This window comes from Sphingomonas tagetis, assembly GCF_024211275.1.
Lineage (GTDB): Bacteria > Pseudomonadota > Alphaproteobacteria > Sphingomonadales > Sphingomonadaceae > Sphingomonas > Sphingomonas tagetis.
In genome coordinates, this window is sequence record NZ_JAMLDX010000019.1 from 71,884 (window position 1) to 88,013 (window position 16,130).

Annotated in this window: 13 protein-coding genes and 1 pseudogene; 6 read left to right on the top strand and 8 right to left on the bottom strand. The window is 65.9% G+C overall.

Features of this window, described 5'->3' with window-relative positions:
- Positions 1–26: 26 nt before the first annotated feature.
- The 6 genes from M9978_RS19115 to M9978_RS19140 are packed head-to-tail and all read left to right on the top strand — an operon-like array spanning position 27 to position 7,976.
- The gene (locus M9978_RS19115) at positions 27–2,264 is read left to right on the top strand and encodes a TonB-dependent receptor (RefSeq protein WP_254296068.1); all 2,238 of its coding nucleotides are present in this window, start codon (positions 27–29) and stop codon (positions 2,262–2,264) included.
- 19 nt (positions 2,265–2,283) lie between these two features.
- Positions 2,284–3,051, top strand: coding sequence for an SDR family NAD(P)-dependent oxidoreductase (locus tag M9978_RS19120; protein WP_254296070.1), 768 nt, complete (start codon positions 2,284–2,286; stop codon positions 3,049–3,051).
- Positions 3,042–4,523 (top strand): carboxylesterase/lipase family protein, encoded by a 1,482-nt coding sequence (locus M9978_RS19125; RefSeq protein ID WP_254296072.1) that lies wholly within the window; start codon positions 3,042–3,044, stop codon positions 4,521–4,523. Before M9978_RS19120 ends, M9978_RS19125 begins: the two co-directional genes overlap by 10 nt.
- A gap of 26 nt (positions 4,524–4,549) precedes the next feature.
- The gene (locus tag M9978_RS19130; RefSeq protein WP_254296074.1) at positions 4,550–5,704 is read left to right on the top strand and encodes a lipid-transfer protein; all 1,155 of its coding nucleotides are present in this window, start codon (positions 4,550–4,552) and stop codon (positions 5,702–5,704) included.
- Complete coding sequence (locus M9978_RS19135) at positions 5,701–6,516, top strand: SDR family NAD(P)-dependent oxidoreductase (RefSeq protein WP_254296076.1); 816 nt, start codon at positions 5,701–5,703, stop codon at positions 6,514–6,516. Before M9978_RS19130 ends, M9978_RS19135 begins: the two co-directional genes overlap by 4 nt.
- Positions 6,513–7,976, top strand: a complete 1,464-nt coding sequence (locus tag M9978_RS19140; protein WP_254296077.1) for an MFS transporter — start codon at positions 6,513–6,515, stop codon at positions 7,974–7,976. Before M9978_RS19135 ends, M9978_RS19140 begins: the two co-directional genes overlap by 4 nt.
- 32 nt (positions 7,977–8,008) lie before the next feature.
- On the opposite strand, the gene epsC is transcribed toward M9978_RS19140, so the two are convergent.
- From epsC to M9978_RS19180, 8 genes and pseudogenes are all read right to left on the bottom strand, one after another.
- Positions 8,009–8,929, bottom strand: a complete 921-nt coding sequence (gene epsC / locus M9978_RS19145) for a serine O-acetyltransferase EpsC (RefSeq protein ID WP_254296078.1) — start codon at positions 8,927–8,929, stop codon at positions 8,009–8,011.
- 323 nt (positions 8,930–9,252) lie between these two features.
- Positions 9,253–9,804 carry a hypothetical protein gene (locus M9978_RS19150; protein WP_254296079.1) on the bottom strand — a complete coding sequence of 184 codons (552 nt, stop codon included), beginning with the start codon at positions 9,802–9,804 and terminating at the stop codon, positions 9,253–9,255.
- On the bottom strand, positions 9,801–10,580 hold the full coding sequence (locus tag M9978_RS19155; RefSeq protein WP_254296080.1) for a molybdopterin-dependent oxidoreductase: 780 nt from the start codon (positions 10,578–10,580) through the stop codon (positions 9,801–9,803). The genes M9978_RS19150 and M9978_RS19155 overlap by 4 nt, the downstream gene beginning before the upstream one ends.
- Before the next feature lie 2 nt (positions 10,581–10,582).
- On the bottom strand, positions 10,583–11,380 hold the full coding sequence (locus tag M9978_RS19160; RefSeq protein WP_254296081.1) for a cytochrome b/b6 domain-containing protein: 798 nt from the start codon (positions 11,378–11,380) through the stop codon (positions 10,583–10,585).
- Positions 11,380–13,308 (bottom strand): NAD(P)-binding protein, encoded by a 1,929-nt coding sequence (locus M9978_RS19165; RefSeq protein ID WP_254296082.1) that lies wholly within the window; start codon positions 13,306–13,308, stop codon positions 11,380–11,382. Before M9978_RS19165 ends, M9978_RS19160 begins: the two co-directional genes overlap by 1 nt.
- Positions 13,305–13,772 (bottom strand): hypothetical protein, encoded by a 468-nt coding sequence (locus M9978_RS19170; protein WP_254296084.1) that lies wholly within the window; start codon positions 13,770–13,772, stop codon positions 13,305–13,307. The genes M9978_RS19165 and M9978_RS19170 overlap by 4 nt, the downstream gene beginning before the upstream one ends.
- A 57-nt stretch (positions 13,773–13,829) precedes the next feature.
- Positions 13,830–16,004 carry a TonB-dependent siderophore receptor gene (locus M9978_RS19175; protein ID WP_254296085.1) on the bottom strand — a complete coding sequence of 725 codons (2,175 nt, stop codon included), beginning with the start codon at positions 16,002–16,004 and terminating at the stop codon, positions 13,830–13,832.
- A 22-nt stretch (positions 16,005–16,026) separates the two neighbouring features.
- Positions 16,027–16,130, bottom strand: a pseudogene (locus M9978_RS19180) (IS5/IS1182 family transposase); the annotation flags it as partial.

Below are 16,130 nucleotides of genomic sequence, written 5' to 3' on the forward strand. Positions count from 1 at the left end.
AACGTTGAATTAAGGGAGAGGGCAAGATGAAGAACCAGATGATCCGGCAGGCGCTTGCTTGCAGCGTAGCGCTCGGTACGCTCGGTTGGGACGTTACGGCGTCCGCCGAAACCCGCCCCGACCCCGCCGCCGAAGCTGTGCCGCAGGCCGCGCAGGATGCGACCGCCGGCAAGGACGAGATCGTCGTCACCGCGCAGAAGCGCACCGAGCGGCTGCAGGACGTGCCACTTGCCATCTCGGCCTTCACCGAAGCGACGATCGAGCAGCAGGGCATCAAGAGCATCGAGGATTATGCCTCGCGCGCCGCCGGCGTCTCGCTCTCGCGCGACAGCACCCAGGCGTCGTTCAGCGTCCGCGGTATCCGCTCGACCACTGGCGCGGACACCACCTCGGCGACCGCCGGCATCTATGTCGACGACTATCCGATCTACGATACGTGGTTCCGCTTCACCTCGCCCGACCTGCGCATTTTCGACGTCGGCCGGATCGAGATCCTGCGCGGTCCGCAGGGCACGCTTTATGGCGCCACCTCGCTGTCGGGATCGATCCGGATCATCACCAACAAGCCGGATCTCGGCGCCGTCAGCGGCAAGTTCGAGGGCACGCTCTCGACCACCGACGGGGCGGGCCAGCCCAACTACGCCGCCAACGCGATGGTCAACGTGCCGTTGATCGCCGACAAGATCGGCATGCGCGCGGTCGGCTATTATCGTTCTGACAGCGGCTATATCGACAACCCCGTCCGCGGCGAGACCGATGTCGATGACCGGCGCAGCTATGGCGGCCGCTTCTATCTCAGCGCCCAGCCGACCGAGACGCTCAGCCTGCTCGCCAGCGTCACCTATCAGCACGACGCGCAGGATGATCAGACCGCGACCTATTATTTCCCAACCGCGACGCGCACGATCGACCAGTGGAATGCCCGCTCGGCGACCCGCACGCGCAGCGACCTGTTCATCGCGTCCCTCGCGGCGGATCAGGAGCTTGGCGGTGGCAACCTCAACTTCACTGCGACCTATGGCTCGAACAAGTCGAAGAACCGCTTCGATGCCTCGCCCTATTCCGCCGCGCTGGGCTTCCCGCTCGCCACGCCGCTGATCCAGCCGAGCGATTCGAACACCAAGATCCTCGAGGCGCGCTACACTTCGGCATCGGGCGGCGCGTTCCGTTACATCATCGGCCTTTATTACAACTCGCGCTTCCGCGACTTCCGCCAGGAGGCCAACCAGCCGGCGATCGCGCCGGTGTACGGCACCGACCGGATCTACAAGGTCTATGCCAACCAGCGCGCGACCGAGTTGGCCGCCTATGGCGAGGGCACGCTGTCTTTCGCCGAGCGCTGGGAAGCGACGCTGGGCCTGCGCGTGTTCCGCAACGACTATCACTTCACCAGTTCGGTCAGCGGCCTGCTCAACTCGTTCGCGACGCCGCTGCGCGATTTCACCACGGACGTGACCAACGGCCAGACCGACTACACGCCGCGCGCGTCGCTTTCCTACCGCCCCGTCCCCAACGTCAACATCTATGCCACCGCGTCGAAGGGCTATCGCTTCGGTCTGACCAACTATAATTCGGGCGCCAATGGCGGCACGCCGCTGACTTACAAGTCCGACACGCTGTGGAACTACGAGTTCGGCGTGAAGGCGACGATGTGGGACAACCGCGTCACGCTCAACACCGCGGCCTATTATGTCGACTGGTCGGACATCCAGCTGACCTTCCGCAACGCCAACGGCCAGGGCTATATCACCAATGCCGGCGACGCCCGATCCTACGGTATCGAGAGCGAGCTGTCATTCCGTCCCAACGCCTCGTTCGAGCTGAACGCCGCGGTGACGATCAACCATTCGGCGCTGACCAAGAACAATCCCGGCATCCTGCGCCGCGCCGCATCGGCGCGTGGCGCAGCGGTCTATGGCGTGTTCAAGGGCGACCGGCTGCCCGGCTCGCAGGAATTGTCGCTCGCCGGCGGCATCCAGTATAATCTCGGCAACGCCTTCATCCGGGTCGACGACACCTATGTCGGGCCGTCCTATATCGATTTCATGAAGGCCGGGTCGCTCAAGATCGGCGACTATAATCTGGTCAACCTGCGCCTTGGCTATCGCGGCGACAATTTCGACGTCACGCTGTTCGCCGAGAATCTGTTCAACGACCGCGGCATCGTCAACGCGGTGCCCAATGCCGATCTGGTCGGGCTGACCGACGCGGCGTTCAGGGTCAGGCCGCGCACCGTCGGCGCGACGCTGCGCGCGAACTTCTGAACCCTGAACGTCCGAGCCGATGTACCTCGAACGCCTCAAACTCACCGATCGCGTCGCCCTGGTCACGGGCGGCGCGAGCGGGATCGGCCTGGCGGTGGCCGAGGCGCTCGCCGAAGCCGGCGCGCGCGTGACGATCGCCGACCGCGACCCGGGCGCGATCGCGGCGGCGCGAGATACGCTCGCTGGAAAGGGGCATGCGGTTGAAGGCGTCGAACTGGACGTGACTCGATCCGCCGACGTCGCGCGGGCCGCCGATGAATTGATGGCGCGGTCGGGGCGGATCGACATCCTCGTCAACAATGCCGGGATCGCGCGCAGCGACACGCGCGCCGAGGAAGTGGCGGACGAGCATTGGCTCAACGTGCTCGACGTGAACCTCAACGGCAGCTTCTGGTGCGCGCGCGCCTTCGGCCGGCACATGCTGGCGCAGGGTTCGGGCAGCATCGTCAATGTCGGGTCGATGTCGGGATTCATCGTCAACCGGCCGCAGCCGCAAAGCTATTACAATGCCTCCAAGGCCGCAGTGCACCAGCTCACGAAAAGCCTTGCGGCGGAGTGGGCCGACCGCGGCGTGCGGGTGAATGCGGTCGCGCCGACCTATATCGCGACGCCGCTCAACGCCTTTGCCGAAGCCGAATTGCTCGAGCGCTGGCTCGACGGCACGCCGCAGCGCCGGCTGGGCGAGCCGCACGAAGTCGCGTCGGTCGTGCATTTCCTCGCATCCGATGCCGCCAGCCTTATGACCGGCAGCATCGTCGCAGTGGATGGAGGCTATTCGTGCTGGTGACCGAGATCGAACTCGCCGACGGCGTGGTTCAGGGCGTGACCGAGAACGGCGTCCGAAAATTCTTCAGCCTGCCTTATGCCGCGCCACTGACGCAGGAACGGCGGTTCCGCGCGCCCGAACCAGTCGAGCGCTGGACCGGTGTGCGCGACGCCACACGGCCCGGCCCCAGCGCGCCGCAGAATCGGCCCAAGGATCTGGGAATCGATCTCGTCAGCCTCACCGCGCCCGATATCCCCAATGGCCCGGATTATCTGACGCTCAACCTCTGGGCACCAGCCCAGGGCGAGAAGCGCCCCGTGATGATCTTCGTCCATGGCGGCAGCTTCGTGTCGGGCAGCAAGGACGTGCCGGTCTATGACGGCAGCGCCTTCGCGCGCGACGGCGTGGTGTGCGTGACGATCAACTATCGCGTCGGGATCGAGGGATTCCTGCCGGCCCGGGACGTGGCGACCAATATCGGCCTGCGCGACATGATCGCGGCACTGCGCTGGGTCCGCGACAATATCGCGGCGTTCGGCGGCGATCCGGCCAATGTCACACTGTTCGGCGAATCCGGCGGCGCATGGTGCATCGCCGCGCTGATGACCTCGCCCCCCGCGCAGGGGCTGTTCCAGCGCGCAATCTGCCAGAGCGGGCATGTGCTGCTGAGCCGCGATCAGTCGCTGATGCAGAAGCTGGTCCGCCGCATTGCGCGCAAGTTGAGGGTCACCCCGGACCGCGCGGGCCTGCTGAGCAAGACGCCCGAGGAAATGCTTCCCGCGCAGGAATGGGCGATGAAGCCGAGCCCGTTCTTCCACCTGCGCGACGACACGGGCCGCGACCCCTCGTTCGGGATCACGCGCTATCTGCCGGTGCATGGCGACGACATTCTGCCGGTCAGCACGATCCAGGCGCTGGCCGATGGCGCGGGCAAGGATATCCAGCTGCTGATCGGAACGACCAGCGAGGAAGCGCGGCTGTTCTTCGTGCCGCTGGGGACGATCGGCAAGCTCAGGCGCTGGATGGCGCTGATGTTCATGAAAAAGGCGCTGCCCGACGCCAAGGCCGCGTTGCGCGCCTATGGCCTCGACGAGAAGGGCGCGAAGCCGGGCGAAGTGCTGACGCGCGCGCTGACCGACCTGATGTTCCGCTGGATGACGCGGCGCACTGCCGAGCTGCATCAGGGCCGCGCCCATGTCTATGAGTTCGAATGGCGTTCTCCGGCATTCGACGGCCAGCTCGGTGCGGCGCATGCGATCGAGCTGCCGTTCGTGTTCGATACGCTCGCCTGCGCCAGCGGCCCCAACGCTCTGCTCGGCGAGAACCCGCCACAGGAACTGGCGGACTCGATCCACGCGCTGTGGATCCGCTTCGCCACCGACGGTTCGCTGCCCTGGCCCGAATATGAATCCAAAACGCGGCAGGTCTACTCGCTGACCCGGCAAGTCGCCGAGCACGAGCCCGTCATGCCCGCAGCCGAGTATTTGCCTTGACCAAAACCCTTGTCGCCGGGGTCGGCATGATCCCCTTTACCAAGCCGGGCCAATCCGAGGATTGGGACGTCATGGCCGAAAAGGCGGTCCGTCTCGCGCTCGCCGATGCCGGGGTGAGCTACGATCAGGTCCAGCAGGCTTATGCCGGCTATGTCTATGCCGATTCGACCGCGGGGCAGTCGGCGCTCTACCGCGTCGGCATCACCGGCATCCCGATCGTCAACGTCAACAACAACTGCTCGACCGGCTCGACCGCGCTGTATCTCGCGCGGCAGATGGTCGAGGCTGGCGTGGCCGATTGCGTGCTCGCGGTCGGGTTCGAGCAGATGCTGCCGGGCGCGCTCGGGATGGTGTTCGACGATCGCAAGCGCACGCTCGACCTCGCGCTCAAGCGGCAGGACGAGCTGCAGCAATATGATCCGCACGCGCCCTTCGCCGCGCAGCAATTCGGCGGCGGCGGACTCGATCACCAGGCGCGCTACGGCACCAGTGACGAGGCGTTCGGCATGATCAGCGTCAAGGCGCGCCGCCACGCGGCGAACAACCCGATGGCGCTGTTCCGCGAGCCGATCACGCTCGAGGAAGTGATGGCGTCGAAGCATCTTTACGGCCCGATCACGCGCTTTCAGGCGTGCCCGCCGACCTGCGGCGCGGCGGCGGCGGTGCTGGTCTCGCCGGCGTTCGCCGCGAAGCATGGTCTCGACGCCCCGGTCGAGATCGTCGCGCAGGCGCTGACCACCGACATGCCCGGCACGTTCGAAGATGGCGGGATGATGCGCGTCGTCGGCTATGACATGGCGAAGGAAGCGGCGCGGCAGGTCTACGAGGCGGCGGGCGTCGGTCCGGACGACATTCAGGCGGTCGAGCTGCACGACTGCTTCACCCCCAACGAGCTGATCTCCTACGAAGCGCTCGGCCTCACGCCCGAGGGCACCGCCGAGCAATATATCCGCGACCGGCAAAACACCTATGGCGGCAAGCACGTCACCAACCCTTCGGGCGGGCTACTTTCCAAGGGCCATCCGCTCGGCGCGACCGGCCTCGCGCAATGCTATGAACTGACCCAGCAGCTGCGCGGCAATGCGGACAGGCGGCAGGTCGAAGGCGCGCGGTTCGGGCTGCAGCACAATGTCGGTCTGGGCGGCGCGTGCGTCGTCACCTTGTTCGGCCGCGCGGCATGAGCAAGCTCGACGGCAAGGTCGCGATCATCTCCGGCAGCGGGCGCGGGATCGGCCGGGCGACAGCGCTCAAGCTGGCGTCGGAAGGCGCGGCGGTCGTCGTCAACGATCTCGACGAGGCGCCCGCGAACGAGACTGTCGCGACGATCATGACGGCGGGCGGGCGCGCGGTCGCCTGCGTCGGCAACGTCACGGCCGAGGATTTCGGCACGCGCTTCGTCCAGACCGCGCTCGACGCGTTCGGCGGGCTCGACATCATCATCAACAATGCCGGCCATACCCGCGACGGCGTGATCCATCGCCAGTCCGACGAGCAGTTCCAGGCGATGCTCGACGTCCATGTCACCGCGCCGTTCCGTATCCTGCGCGCCGCCGCCGATCCGATCCGCCGCATGGCTCAGGCCGAAGCGGAACAAGGCATCGAACGCGTCCGCAAGGTCGTCAACATCTCCTCCATCTCGGGCACCAACGGCAATCCCGGCCAGGTCAATTATTCATCGGCCAAGGCCGCGCTGGTCGGGATGACCAAGACGCTCAGCAAGGAATGGGGCCGCTACAAGGTGTGCGTGAACTGCGTCGCCTTCGGGCTGATCGGCACGCGCCTCACCCAGCCCGACGCAGTCGTCGAGATCGAAGGGCAGCCGGCCCAGACGGGCATGCCGGCGCATGCGCTCGAGCGGTTCCGCACCGCCGTGCCGCTCGGCCGTGAGGGCACGCCGGAAGAGGCAGCGGGGAGCATCTACCTGCTGTGCATTCCGGAGAGCGACTATGTCAGCGGGCAGGTATTGCTCGTCGCCGGGGGCATGAACCTGTGACCGACGCCGCCGCGCGCCTTCGCCAGACGCCGGTCGGCGCGCGATTCAAGCTGCTCTACGGCTCGGGCGGCATGATCGATGGGATCACCGCAGGCTCGCTCACTTATTTTCTGCTCTTCTACCTCACCACAGTGTGCGGGCTGTCGGGAACGGCGGCCGGCACGACCCTGCTCGTCGGGCTGTTGATCGATGCGGTGGCCGATCCGCTGATCGGGCTGATCAGCGACAACACGCGCTCCAAATGGGGGCGTCGCTATCCCTATCTGCTGTACGGTTCGGTCCCGCTGGCGTTGCTGTTTGGTCTGCTTTTCTCGATCCCGAGCTGGCTGAGCGGCACGGGCCTGCTGCTCTATGCCGGCCTGATCGCGATGCTGCTGCGGCTGTGCCTTTCGGTGTTCATGCTGCCGCATGTCGCGGTCGGCGCGGAAGTCACCGACGACTATGTCGAGCGGTCGAGCATCGTCAGCTACCGCATCTGCTTCAACATGCTCGGCACGTTTCTCGCGATCGGCCTCGGCCTCGGCGTGTTCATGGCCGGCACCGACGGGCTGCTCCAGCGCGACGCCTATGTTCCGTTCGGCTGGGTCTGCGCGGCGCTCATCGCGGCGTCGGGGCTGACCGCGGCGTTCGCGACCAAGACTGTGCTGCCCCGGCTGCACGCGCCGGCGCCGGGCATTGGCGCGACGATCCCCCGCTTCGCGCGCGAGCTGGGCGAGATGTTCCGCAACCGATCGTTCGTCGTGCTGTTCGTCGCTGTGGCAGCGTTCTTCGTGGCGCAGGGCGCGGCGGGGGCACTGGCGCTCTATCTCAACCGCTATTTCTGGAACCTCTCGACCGAAGCGGTGCAGCTGGTGCTGGTCGGCGCGACGCTTGGACCCTTCGTCGGCGCGCCGCTCACCGCGCTGCTCGCCCGCATCTTCGAAAAGAAGACACTGGCGATCGCTAATTTCCTGGCCTTTGTGGTCACCCAAGCCTGGCCGCCGCTCGCGCATATGGCGGGTGTTCTCGACCCCGCGGATTCGCTGGTGGTCCCCATCCTGCTGTTCAACGCAGTGTGTTCGGGCGCGGCGCTGGTCGGCGTGGCGATCAGCGGCCAGTCGATGATGGCGGACGCGACCGACGAGCACGAACATCGCTTTGGGGTCCGGCGTGAGGCTCTGTTCTTCTCAGGGCTTACGCTGGCGGTGAAGGCCGCCAGCGGCGTGGGCGGGTTCATCGCCGGCGTCGCGCTCGACGTGATCCAATTCCCGACTGCCGCCGCCGCGAAGGGCGGCGAGCTGTCGCTGGCGCCCGAACTGATCCGTAACCTGGGGCTGGTCGCCGGCCCCCTGCCCGCCACCATCACGCTGATCGCGCCGCTGGCGCTGCTGGGGTACACGCTCTCGCGGCAACGCCACATGGCGATCCTGTCGGATCTTGCCAAACGACCGGCCGCCGCAGCGGTTGAAGCGAAAGCATGAGCGCGGCGCCTCACCACACCGGCCTCTGAGTGCTATCCCCGCGGCCGTACCGCGACCTCAGGTGTTTCAACCAGACTATCCGCCGGGACGTCACGGCGCAGCCAGATATTGCCGCCGATCCACGACCGCGCCCCGACCGTGATCGGCCCGAGCAGCACCGCGCCGGCGAAGATGACGACATCGTCACCGATCGCGGGGTGGCGCCGCGCCTGCGGCTCACCCGCATGCGCCGCGCCCGCTTCAAGCGGCGCTCCGCCGAGTGTCACGCCCTGATAGATGCGCACGCGATCGCCGATCACCGCGGTTTCGCCGATGACGATGCCGGTGCCGTGATCGATGAAGAAGCTGTGGCCGATGCGGGCGCCCGGGTGAATGTCGATGCCGGTCTGGGCGTGTGCGATTTCGGCGATGATGCGGGCGACCAGCGGCGCGCCGAGGCGGTGAAGCCGGTGCGCGATGCGGTGATGGACGATCGCTTCGAGCGAAGGATAGGTCAGCAGTATCTCGTCGACGCTGCGTGCAGCGGGATCGTTGGCGTAGCCCGCCTCGATATCCACATCCAGCGCGCGGCGCAGGTCGGGCAGGTCGGCGGCGAAGATGCCGATCAGCCGCTCCGCCTCCTGCCCCTCCTCGGCGCTATCGATCCCTGGCCGTGCGATACGCAGCTCGAGCGCGATCTGCGCGGCCAGCTGCGACAGAGCGGATTCGAGCGTCGCCTCGACCCAGCGATCCTCGTTGCCCGCTGTGAGCTCGGGCGGACCGAGGCGCAGCGGGAACAGCACCGCACCCAGCTCGCGCATGATCCGCGCGAGATCGCGACGCGAGGGAAACTCGATCCCCCGCCCGCCGCTGCGGGCATGGCGCGCCCGCCAATCGCGGCGCGCCTGCCGTAATTCGCCGAATACGATGTCGAGTTCCTGCGGAAAGGCGATGATCTGGGGCGAGGCATTCATTGCGGCATCTCCATCGCCTGAAATCGGTCAACCGTGCAGCGGGACAGGCGGGCTCATCATCCACTTGTTGACTGGGAATTGGATCGAAGAAATGATCAGCCGCGTTCAAGCCGAGCTTGGCTGCTGCGCGAAGGCGGCGCGTGATGGGAGAGGTCCGATGGGTGCTGCGAACTGGCCCGAAGCCGCGAACCGCCGATTGCGCGCCTTTCTCTGGAAAGGCTGGCCGCTCCGCGAGGTGGCGGCCGCGCTGGGCCGCTCGGACGCGGACGTTGCAAGCCAGATGCAGCGGCTGGGCATCGTCCGGCGTGGTACCGCGCAGTCGGCTATTCCGAGACGTTCGCGCCCGTAACCCTTGCCGGAATTTCGGCGAGCGGGACCGTCGCGCAGTCGAATTCATAGGCGCAGGCATTGAATTGAACGACGCGCGTCACGCGCCAGCGGCTGAACGGGCTGTCGCGTTCCAGCGTCAGGATCACCTCATGCACCTGCCTCGCGTCCCAGAAGATCGCCATCGCGCTGTTCAAGCTCTTGTACCGCACCTGATAGAGGCGGGTATGATCGACGCTGGCGGTCGAAAGCGGGGCTTTGGCGGGACGCTGCTGCGGGAGCCAGCCATGCAGCAGCAGCTGCGCGAAGCTCTGGCCGCTGAGTCCGTTTCTGGCTGCACGCTGCAAGTCGCCGGAAAGCTGTGCGTTCACGCGTGGGAAATCGACCCGAGCGGCGATGCGTTGCGAACCGCCGGGTGCTTCCGCCGACGCACGGAGCCGTTTCGCGACGTTGGCGGGCGCCGAATAGGCCCACCAGCCAAGCACGAGCGCGGCGGCGAACACCAACAGCTTCCACCGCCGCCGCATCCAGACCCCCGCCTCGTTCACGCGCCCGCCGCCGACCAGGTGCGGCCTTTCGACGCGTAGGAGCTGCCGAAGCCTGTGCCGTCGCCGAATGTGTCGAGGTTCTCCAGCGCGACGATGCGCTTGATCCCCTTGATCCACTTGTAGCCGTAATGCAGCGGCATCGTCAGCCGCAACGGCATGCCGCGCGTCCACGACACCGGCGTGCCGGGGAATTCGTCATAGGCGAGGATCGTCTGCGGGTGGAACGCGTCGAACAGGTCGATCGAATCCCAGCCATTATCGTACCAGCTCTCAAAGCCGATATAGCGGATGTTCGGCCCCAGCCCGACCAACGCCAGCAGGTCGCGCAGCGGCACGCCGGTATAGGGGCTGATGCTGGAATAGCCGTTGATGCAGTGCCGCGCGATGATCTGGGTCTTGCGTGGCAATTGCGCGAGTTCTGCCAACGAAAGCGTGGCCGGCTTGAGCACCCCGTCCACCGGCAGCCGCCAGTCGCGGAATTTCGAGCCGATGTGCCGGATCAGCTCGGGGTCCGCGGGGGCGTCATTCTTCCAGTTGTCGACCTTGGTGATCGCCGAGACGGGATATTCCGGCACCAGCGTCTTGTGGGTCAGGAACAGCCGGCTGCCGGCATGGGTCAGCCCCTCCGCCAAGCCCGTCAGGCTGCCGATATTGGGCGGCAGCTGAAAGCTCAGCCCGCGCGCCGCCAGCAGCGCGCCCGCGCCGGCGGCGAGCGCCACGCCGCCGCCCGCCACGAGCTGGCGGCGGGAGAGTCCGCGGATGGTGTCGTCGGCCATGTCTACCTCGGAAGCCTGTACCAGCCCGTGATCATCGAGCGGATGTTGTTGCGGAACCCCGACAGCACGACCATCGCCAGATGCACGAGGATGAACGCCGCCACCACGAGCGAGCAGGCGAAGTGGATCGTGCGCATGGTCTGCCGCCCGCCGAACACGTCCTTGAACCAGGGCATGCCGGCATCCATCCACGGCAGCAGCCCGAAGCCGGTCAGCAGTTGAAGCGGCAACACGACGAAGATGATCGTGAGGTAGGTGTATTTCTGTATGAGGTTGTACGAGCGCGCTTCGCCCCCCTTGTGGAAGCGCAGCCGGACGTGGTCCCAAAAATCGCGGGCGAACTTGCGCCACGACAGGTCACGCCGCGAGGGGCGGAGCAGCGTGCGGAACCGCCCGCTCGCCAACCCCGCGGCGAGATAGACCAGCCCGTTGAACAGGAACAGCCAGGCGAAGAAGATGTGATCGCGCACGCGGGTCGGGTTGCGCACGTAAACCTCTGCCGTGCCGAGGAAATCGGCCATGGCGGGTAGCTTCTCGCGCAGGTCCACCCATGGCACTTGCGGAACGTGCAGGATCGACGGGTAGGGATCGCGCGCCGCGCCGTTGATCTCCTCGATCCCCGCCCCCCAATCCTGCCCGGCATCGCCCAGATAAAGCGGCGCATGAAGCTGGGTGATGCCGAAGCCGGTGAAGATCAGCGCGAAGATGAAGAAGGCGTTGAGCCAGTGCGTTACGCGCACTGCCCGGCCGTGCCGGTAAATCGCCTCTTGCGGTGGCGCTTCGGGTTCAACGGCCTGCATCAGATCATCGCCATGACCTGCCCCGCCGCACGATAGGCCTCGTGCATGCCATGCGCCATCTGCATCGATCCATTGAGTTCGGAATGGGCGAAGGTAATGCGGCCATGGGGCTTGCGGATCACGTCCGAGGGCGGCGGCTGATCGTCCTTGCCGAAATAAAAGCCCGGCTGCGGCGAGCAATAGGCGTGGCCCCAGCGGTTGAGGATAATGCCCGCGATGTCCCGCGCGTCGAAGCCGGTGGCGCCGAACATATCGGCGAGCTGCTGGCGGATCTGCTTCTCGAATTCGGCGTAGGTCGTGGCGAACAGCTGCTGCCGCGCCGCCGGGCCCTGCGCCGTGGCTGGCAGATCGGGCCGCAGGAACGGGATGTAGAAGGTCAGCACAGTCGGATCGTCGGGCGTAAACGGCTTCTCCCCGCCAAACGCGACATTGCGACGGATGCCGACCTGCCAGCCCAGCGCGCCGAACGCGCGCGCATTGGCGAAACCGAGCTTGTCGAAGAACCGCCAGTGGCGCAGCGCGACATTGGCGATCATCACCGGTGCGTGATGATATTGGGCATAAGCCGCGCGGTGGCCATCGCTCATGTCGGTGACGATGTTGCGATTGACCCACCCGCCCGACGCCATGACCACGGCCTTTGCCCGCACGCGGCGCAATTTGCCGTCGCGGACATAGGAGACGATCACCGACTCTGCGCTGGCCGGATCGCCGTCGTGGCGCATGTCCATCGCCGTCGCGCTCAGGCGGATGCGCACGCGTCCGCCGGGCCGGTCGAGCTTCTTGAAGTCGATCGGACCCGTGGCGATGCCGGCAAGGTCGCCCTTGCCGCCGATCGCGCCCGGGATGATCCGCTGGAGCATCGTGCGCAGGAACACGGTGTTGCCGCCGGGGAAGGACACGACGCTGATATCGGCAGGGGGCTTGGGCTTCTCGCCGGGCTTGGGCGGCAGCGTGGTGCCGGACAGGCCAAGCTTGTGACCGGCATAGGCCGAGATAGCATTGCTGCCGACACCGAAATTGCCGACCGCGATGTAGGGGTCGATATAGTCGCGCACTTCCTTCCCATAACGCAACTTGTCCAGCAGGTCGGCATAAGTGATCGTGTCGAGCCAGCGCTCCGCATCGGGCGTCTTGCCCAGCACATCGCGGCGGTTCTGGACGTAATCGTCCAGCTCCTTCTGCACCGCCGCGGGCCAGTGGGTGTTCGCGAACGCCACCTTGGTCGGGTCTTTCGCCCAGCCCTTCCCGGCGAAATGATAGCCGGTGGCGAATTCCTTTTCCGCACCCGGAAACATCGGGTCGAAATGATAGTCGGGCAGATTATAGCGCTCCGCCCCGCCGCCGAGCGGCTCGCGCTCGAACTTCGTCGGGAGGCCGAACTCGCGATAATAGTCGGTGAAAACATCGTAATAGCCGTTGCCAAAACTGCCACGGACATAGCCGGGATGCGGCACGATCGAACCGTTCGATCCCTGCGGCGCGACGAGCCGGCGGCCGTCGACGTCGAACTCGTTCTGCTTGGCCTCGCCGCCGATCATCGGGTGGTTGTCGAGCAACAGGCACGTCTTGCCCGCCGGCGCGCGCTTGTTGAACTCATAGGCCGCGGTCATGCCCGAGAAACCGCCGCCGACCACGACCAGGTCGACTTCCTCGTCGACCGGCTGTTTGGCGGGATCAGGATAGCGGCGGTCGCGAATGCCGTGCGCCGCGTCAACCACCGCGTGGGTGTTGCCGTTCGACCAGGCATAGTCCCCCACCCCGCCATAGCCGGTCCAGGGCGAACCCGACGGCGCGAGCGCGGCTGCGGCGTCACCCTGCGCGCCGCCGCCGCAGCCCGCGAGCAACGCCGCGCCCCCCGCGGCGAGCGTGCCGTTGAAGAAGTCGCGACGCGTGATCGCGCCGGTCAGGCCGAGCGGGTCGGTCACTTGCGCGCCTTCTTCTCGGCGCGCAGCCGGTCGATCTCGGCGATCCATGAGGCCGGGCTCATTGGTCCTTTCGCATCGAAATGGATATGCTCCGCCATCTGCTCGCGGATCTCGACATAATAGAGCGCGCCGCTGGCGAGGCCGAGCTGCTTCGCCTTGGCCGCCATCGCCGCCTCCTGCGCCGGCGTCGGCTTGGGGCGGGCGGGCTTGTAGAGCAGCACGTCCCAATCCTCGCCGCCCTCATGCAGGAACATCTGGTAGAGCGGCTGCCCACCAGCGCGGCTGACCTCGTCCCAATCGGCGAGGCTGCGGATGAAGTCCTCGGTCTTGCCCGGTGCGAGGCGGAACATCTCGAAACTCGGCGGCACCATCTCGACCTTGGCCGGTTCGGCGGGGGCCGGCTTGTCCTGCGCCAGTGCGGGGACCGAGAGGGCGAGCAACGCAGCGGATAACCTCAAGAGCATCTGAATTTCCTGCCAAAAAGCGCGTGGCCGGCCGGATCAGCCGACCACGCAGGGGGATCAGAACCGGTAGGACAGCGACGCGGTGAAGCTGCGCCCCGGGCCATACAACGCCAGCGCATAGCTCGCATAAGCGAGGCTGTTGTAGAACAGCTGGTTGGTCACGTTGCGGACGTTCACCGTCGCGCGCACTTTATCGACCAGATCGATGCCCGCCATCAGGTCGAGCACCGCATAGCTGTCCTGCCGCACGACCGGTGCGACGGCGAAGCCATAGGCGTCGGCCGGCACGGCAAGATCGCTCTGCCAGCGCAGCTGCGCACCGATCGAGGCATTGTTCAATTGCGGCATGTTGTAGGTGGTCGACGCCTTGAACGTCTGCCGCGGGATGTGCAGCTGGGTATTCGTGCCGAGTGTGTTGGTGATCTTGAACTTGGTATAGCCACCGCTCAGCGACCAGTTCGGTGTGATCTTGCCAGCGACCTCGAACTCGAAACCTTCGGAGATCGTGTCCTCCGGCTCATAGTAGAAGAACACGTCGCCGCCCGTCCCGGTCTGCACGCCGGCGAAGTTGGCGAGGCCGTTCTGTTCGGTGCGGAAGATCGCGGCGCTGGCATAGAAGCGCTTGTCGAACAGGTTGAGCTTGATCCCGCCTTCCATGTTGATGCCCTGCACCGGGGCGAGCTGGCGGCGGTTGATGTCGGACTGGGTCTGCGGGCTGAAGATCGTGGTGTAGCTGGCATATGCCGTCAGGAACGACGTCACATCCGCCAGCACGCCGACATAGGGGTTGAGCTTGCTGACGTCAGTGTCGCGCACTTCGCCGTAATAGATGCCGTTGCTCTGATATTTCGCCCAGCTCGCGCCAGCGATCACCTTCAGGAAATCGGCGATGTTGATTTGGGACGCGGCGTAGAGCCGGGTGAGCTTGTCGGTCTGATCGTGCTGGATGCCGGGCGCGGCATAGACGGGCTCGGGCACGTCGAACGGATCGGGCACGTTGAAGTTGGGATAGTGGACATAGCCGGGAATGCCCGGCTGGATCGGGCTGATCGCGCGGCCCTGATAGGTCTCCTGCCGGCTATGGCCATAGGAGGCGCCGAAGGTCAGCTGGTGGTCGCGTCCGAACAGATTGACCTTTCCGGTCGCATAGAGATCGCCCAGCCAGCGGCGGTTGGTGCTCGAAAATTGCGAGGAATCGCCGGCATAGCCGAGGCCGGTGACGCGGTCGGGCAGACCATACTGATAGTCGATCTGGAACTCGTCGGCATAATGGCGATAGGTGACGATGCCCTTCACCGTCCAGCTGCCGATCGCATAAGCGAGCTCGCCATAAGCCTGCTGCTCAGTGATGTCCCAATAGGACCAGGGCGGCGCCGGATTGGCAGAACGATCATAGGGAATGAAGCTGCCGTCCGAATAGAGCAGCACGAGGCTGGCCCAGGTCGCCGCGGTCGCGTCGTTGCGCTGGCGGTGATAGCCGGCGGTCAGCGTCAGGTCAGGGGTGAGCTTGCCCGCGACGACGAGGCCATAGACCTCGCGGTTGACATGATATTTGTCGAGATAGCTGTCGGTCTCTTCATGCGCGAGCAGCGCGCGCACCGCCCAATTCTCGCCGATCGGGACCGACACGTCGCCTTCGAGCCGCCACTTGTTCCACGATCCGGCATAGGCGCCGACATTGACATGCGTGGCGTCGAAAATCGGACGCTTGCGGATGTAATTGACTGTCGCGGACGGGTTACCGACGCCGGTGGTCAGACCGTTGGCGCCGCGGATGATGTCGATCCGTTCGTACAGGAAGCTGTCGGTGTCGCCATAGAAGGTGTTCTCGATCAGCGGCAGGCCGATCCCGTCGATCTGGAAATTGGTCACGTCGAAGCCGCGCGCGCTGAAGGTCGCGCGGTCGGTCTCGACGCGTTCGACGCTGACGCCGACGACCTGGTCGAGCAGGTCCTTGATGTTGGTCAGCGCGTAATCCTGAATGCGCTGCTGGTCGATGATCGTCACCGACTGCGGCGTCTCCATGAAGGTCAGCGGCAGGCCGGTCGAGGTCGTAACCGGCGCGTTGACGCCCGTGACGACGATGGTCTGGTCATCCGGCTGAGGCTCATCCTGCGCCAGGGCGGGCGCGACGGTAACGGTGGTCAGCGCCAGCACGGATGCGGTCGCCAGCGAACGCAGTGAAAACTTGCGGCGCCTGTTTACGGTTGGATCGAGAATATCATTGCGCATCTTAGAGTCCGTTTGAGAATGCTTACGGATGAACGATGCGGCGGAGCATGAGGCTGCCGAGGGCGACGTGGATCATGGCTTCGGAGACGTCGAGGCGTTTTTCGTAGTCGCGCACGAGGCGCTTCC

Bases quoted from the DNA above. Each gene is read 5' to 3' on its own strand.
- M9978_RS19115 (WP_254296068.1), top strand. From the start codon at position 27: ATGAAGAACCAGATGATCCGGCAGGCGCTTGCTTGCAGCGTAGCGCTC.
- M9978_RS19120 (WP_254296070.1), top strand. From the start codon at position 2,284: ATGTACCTCGAACGCCTCAAACTCACCGATCGCGTCGCCCTGGTCACG.
- M9978_RS19130 (WP_254296074.1), top strand. From the start codon at position 4,550: ATGATCCCCTTTACCAAGCCGGGCCAATCCGAGGATTGGGACGTCATG.
- M9978_RS19135 (WP_254296076.1), top strand. From the start codon at position 5,701: ATGAGCAAGCTCGACGGCAAGGTCGCGATCATCTCCGGCAGCGGGCGC.
- epsC (WP_254296078.1), bottom strand. From the start codon at position 8,929: ATGAATGCCTCGCCCCAGATCATCGCCTTTCCGCAGGAACTCGACATC.
- M9978_RS19155 (WP_254296080.1), bottom strand. From the start codon at position 10,580: ATGGCCGACGACACCATCCGCGGACTCTCCCGCCGCCAGCTCGTGGCG.
- M9978_RS19160 (WP_254296081.1), bottom strand. From the start codon at position 11,380: ATGCAGGCCGTTGAACCCGAAGCGCCACCGCAAGAGGCGATTTACCGG.
- M9978_RS19170 (WP_254296084.1), bottom strand. From the start codon at position 13,772: ATGCTCTTGAGGTTATCCGCTGCGTTGCTCGCCCTCTCGGTCCCCGCA.
- M9978_RS19175 (WP_254296085.1), bottom strand. From the start codon at position 16,004: ATGCGCAATGATATTCTCGATCCAACCGTAAACAGGCGCCGCAAGTTT.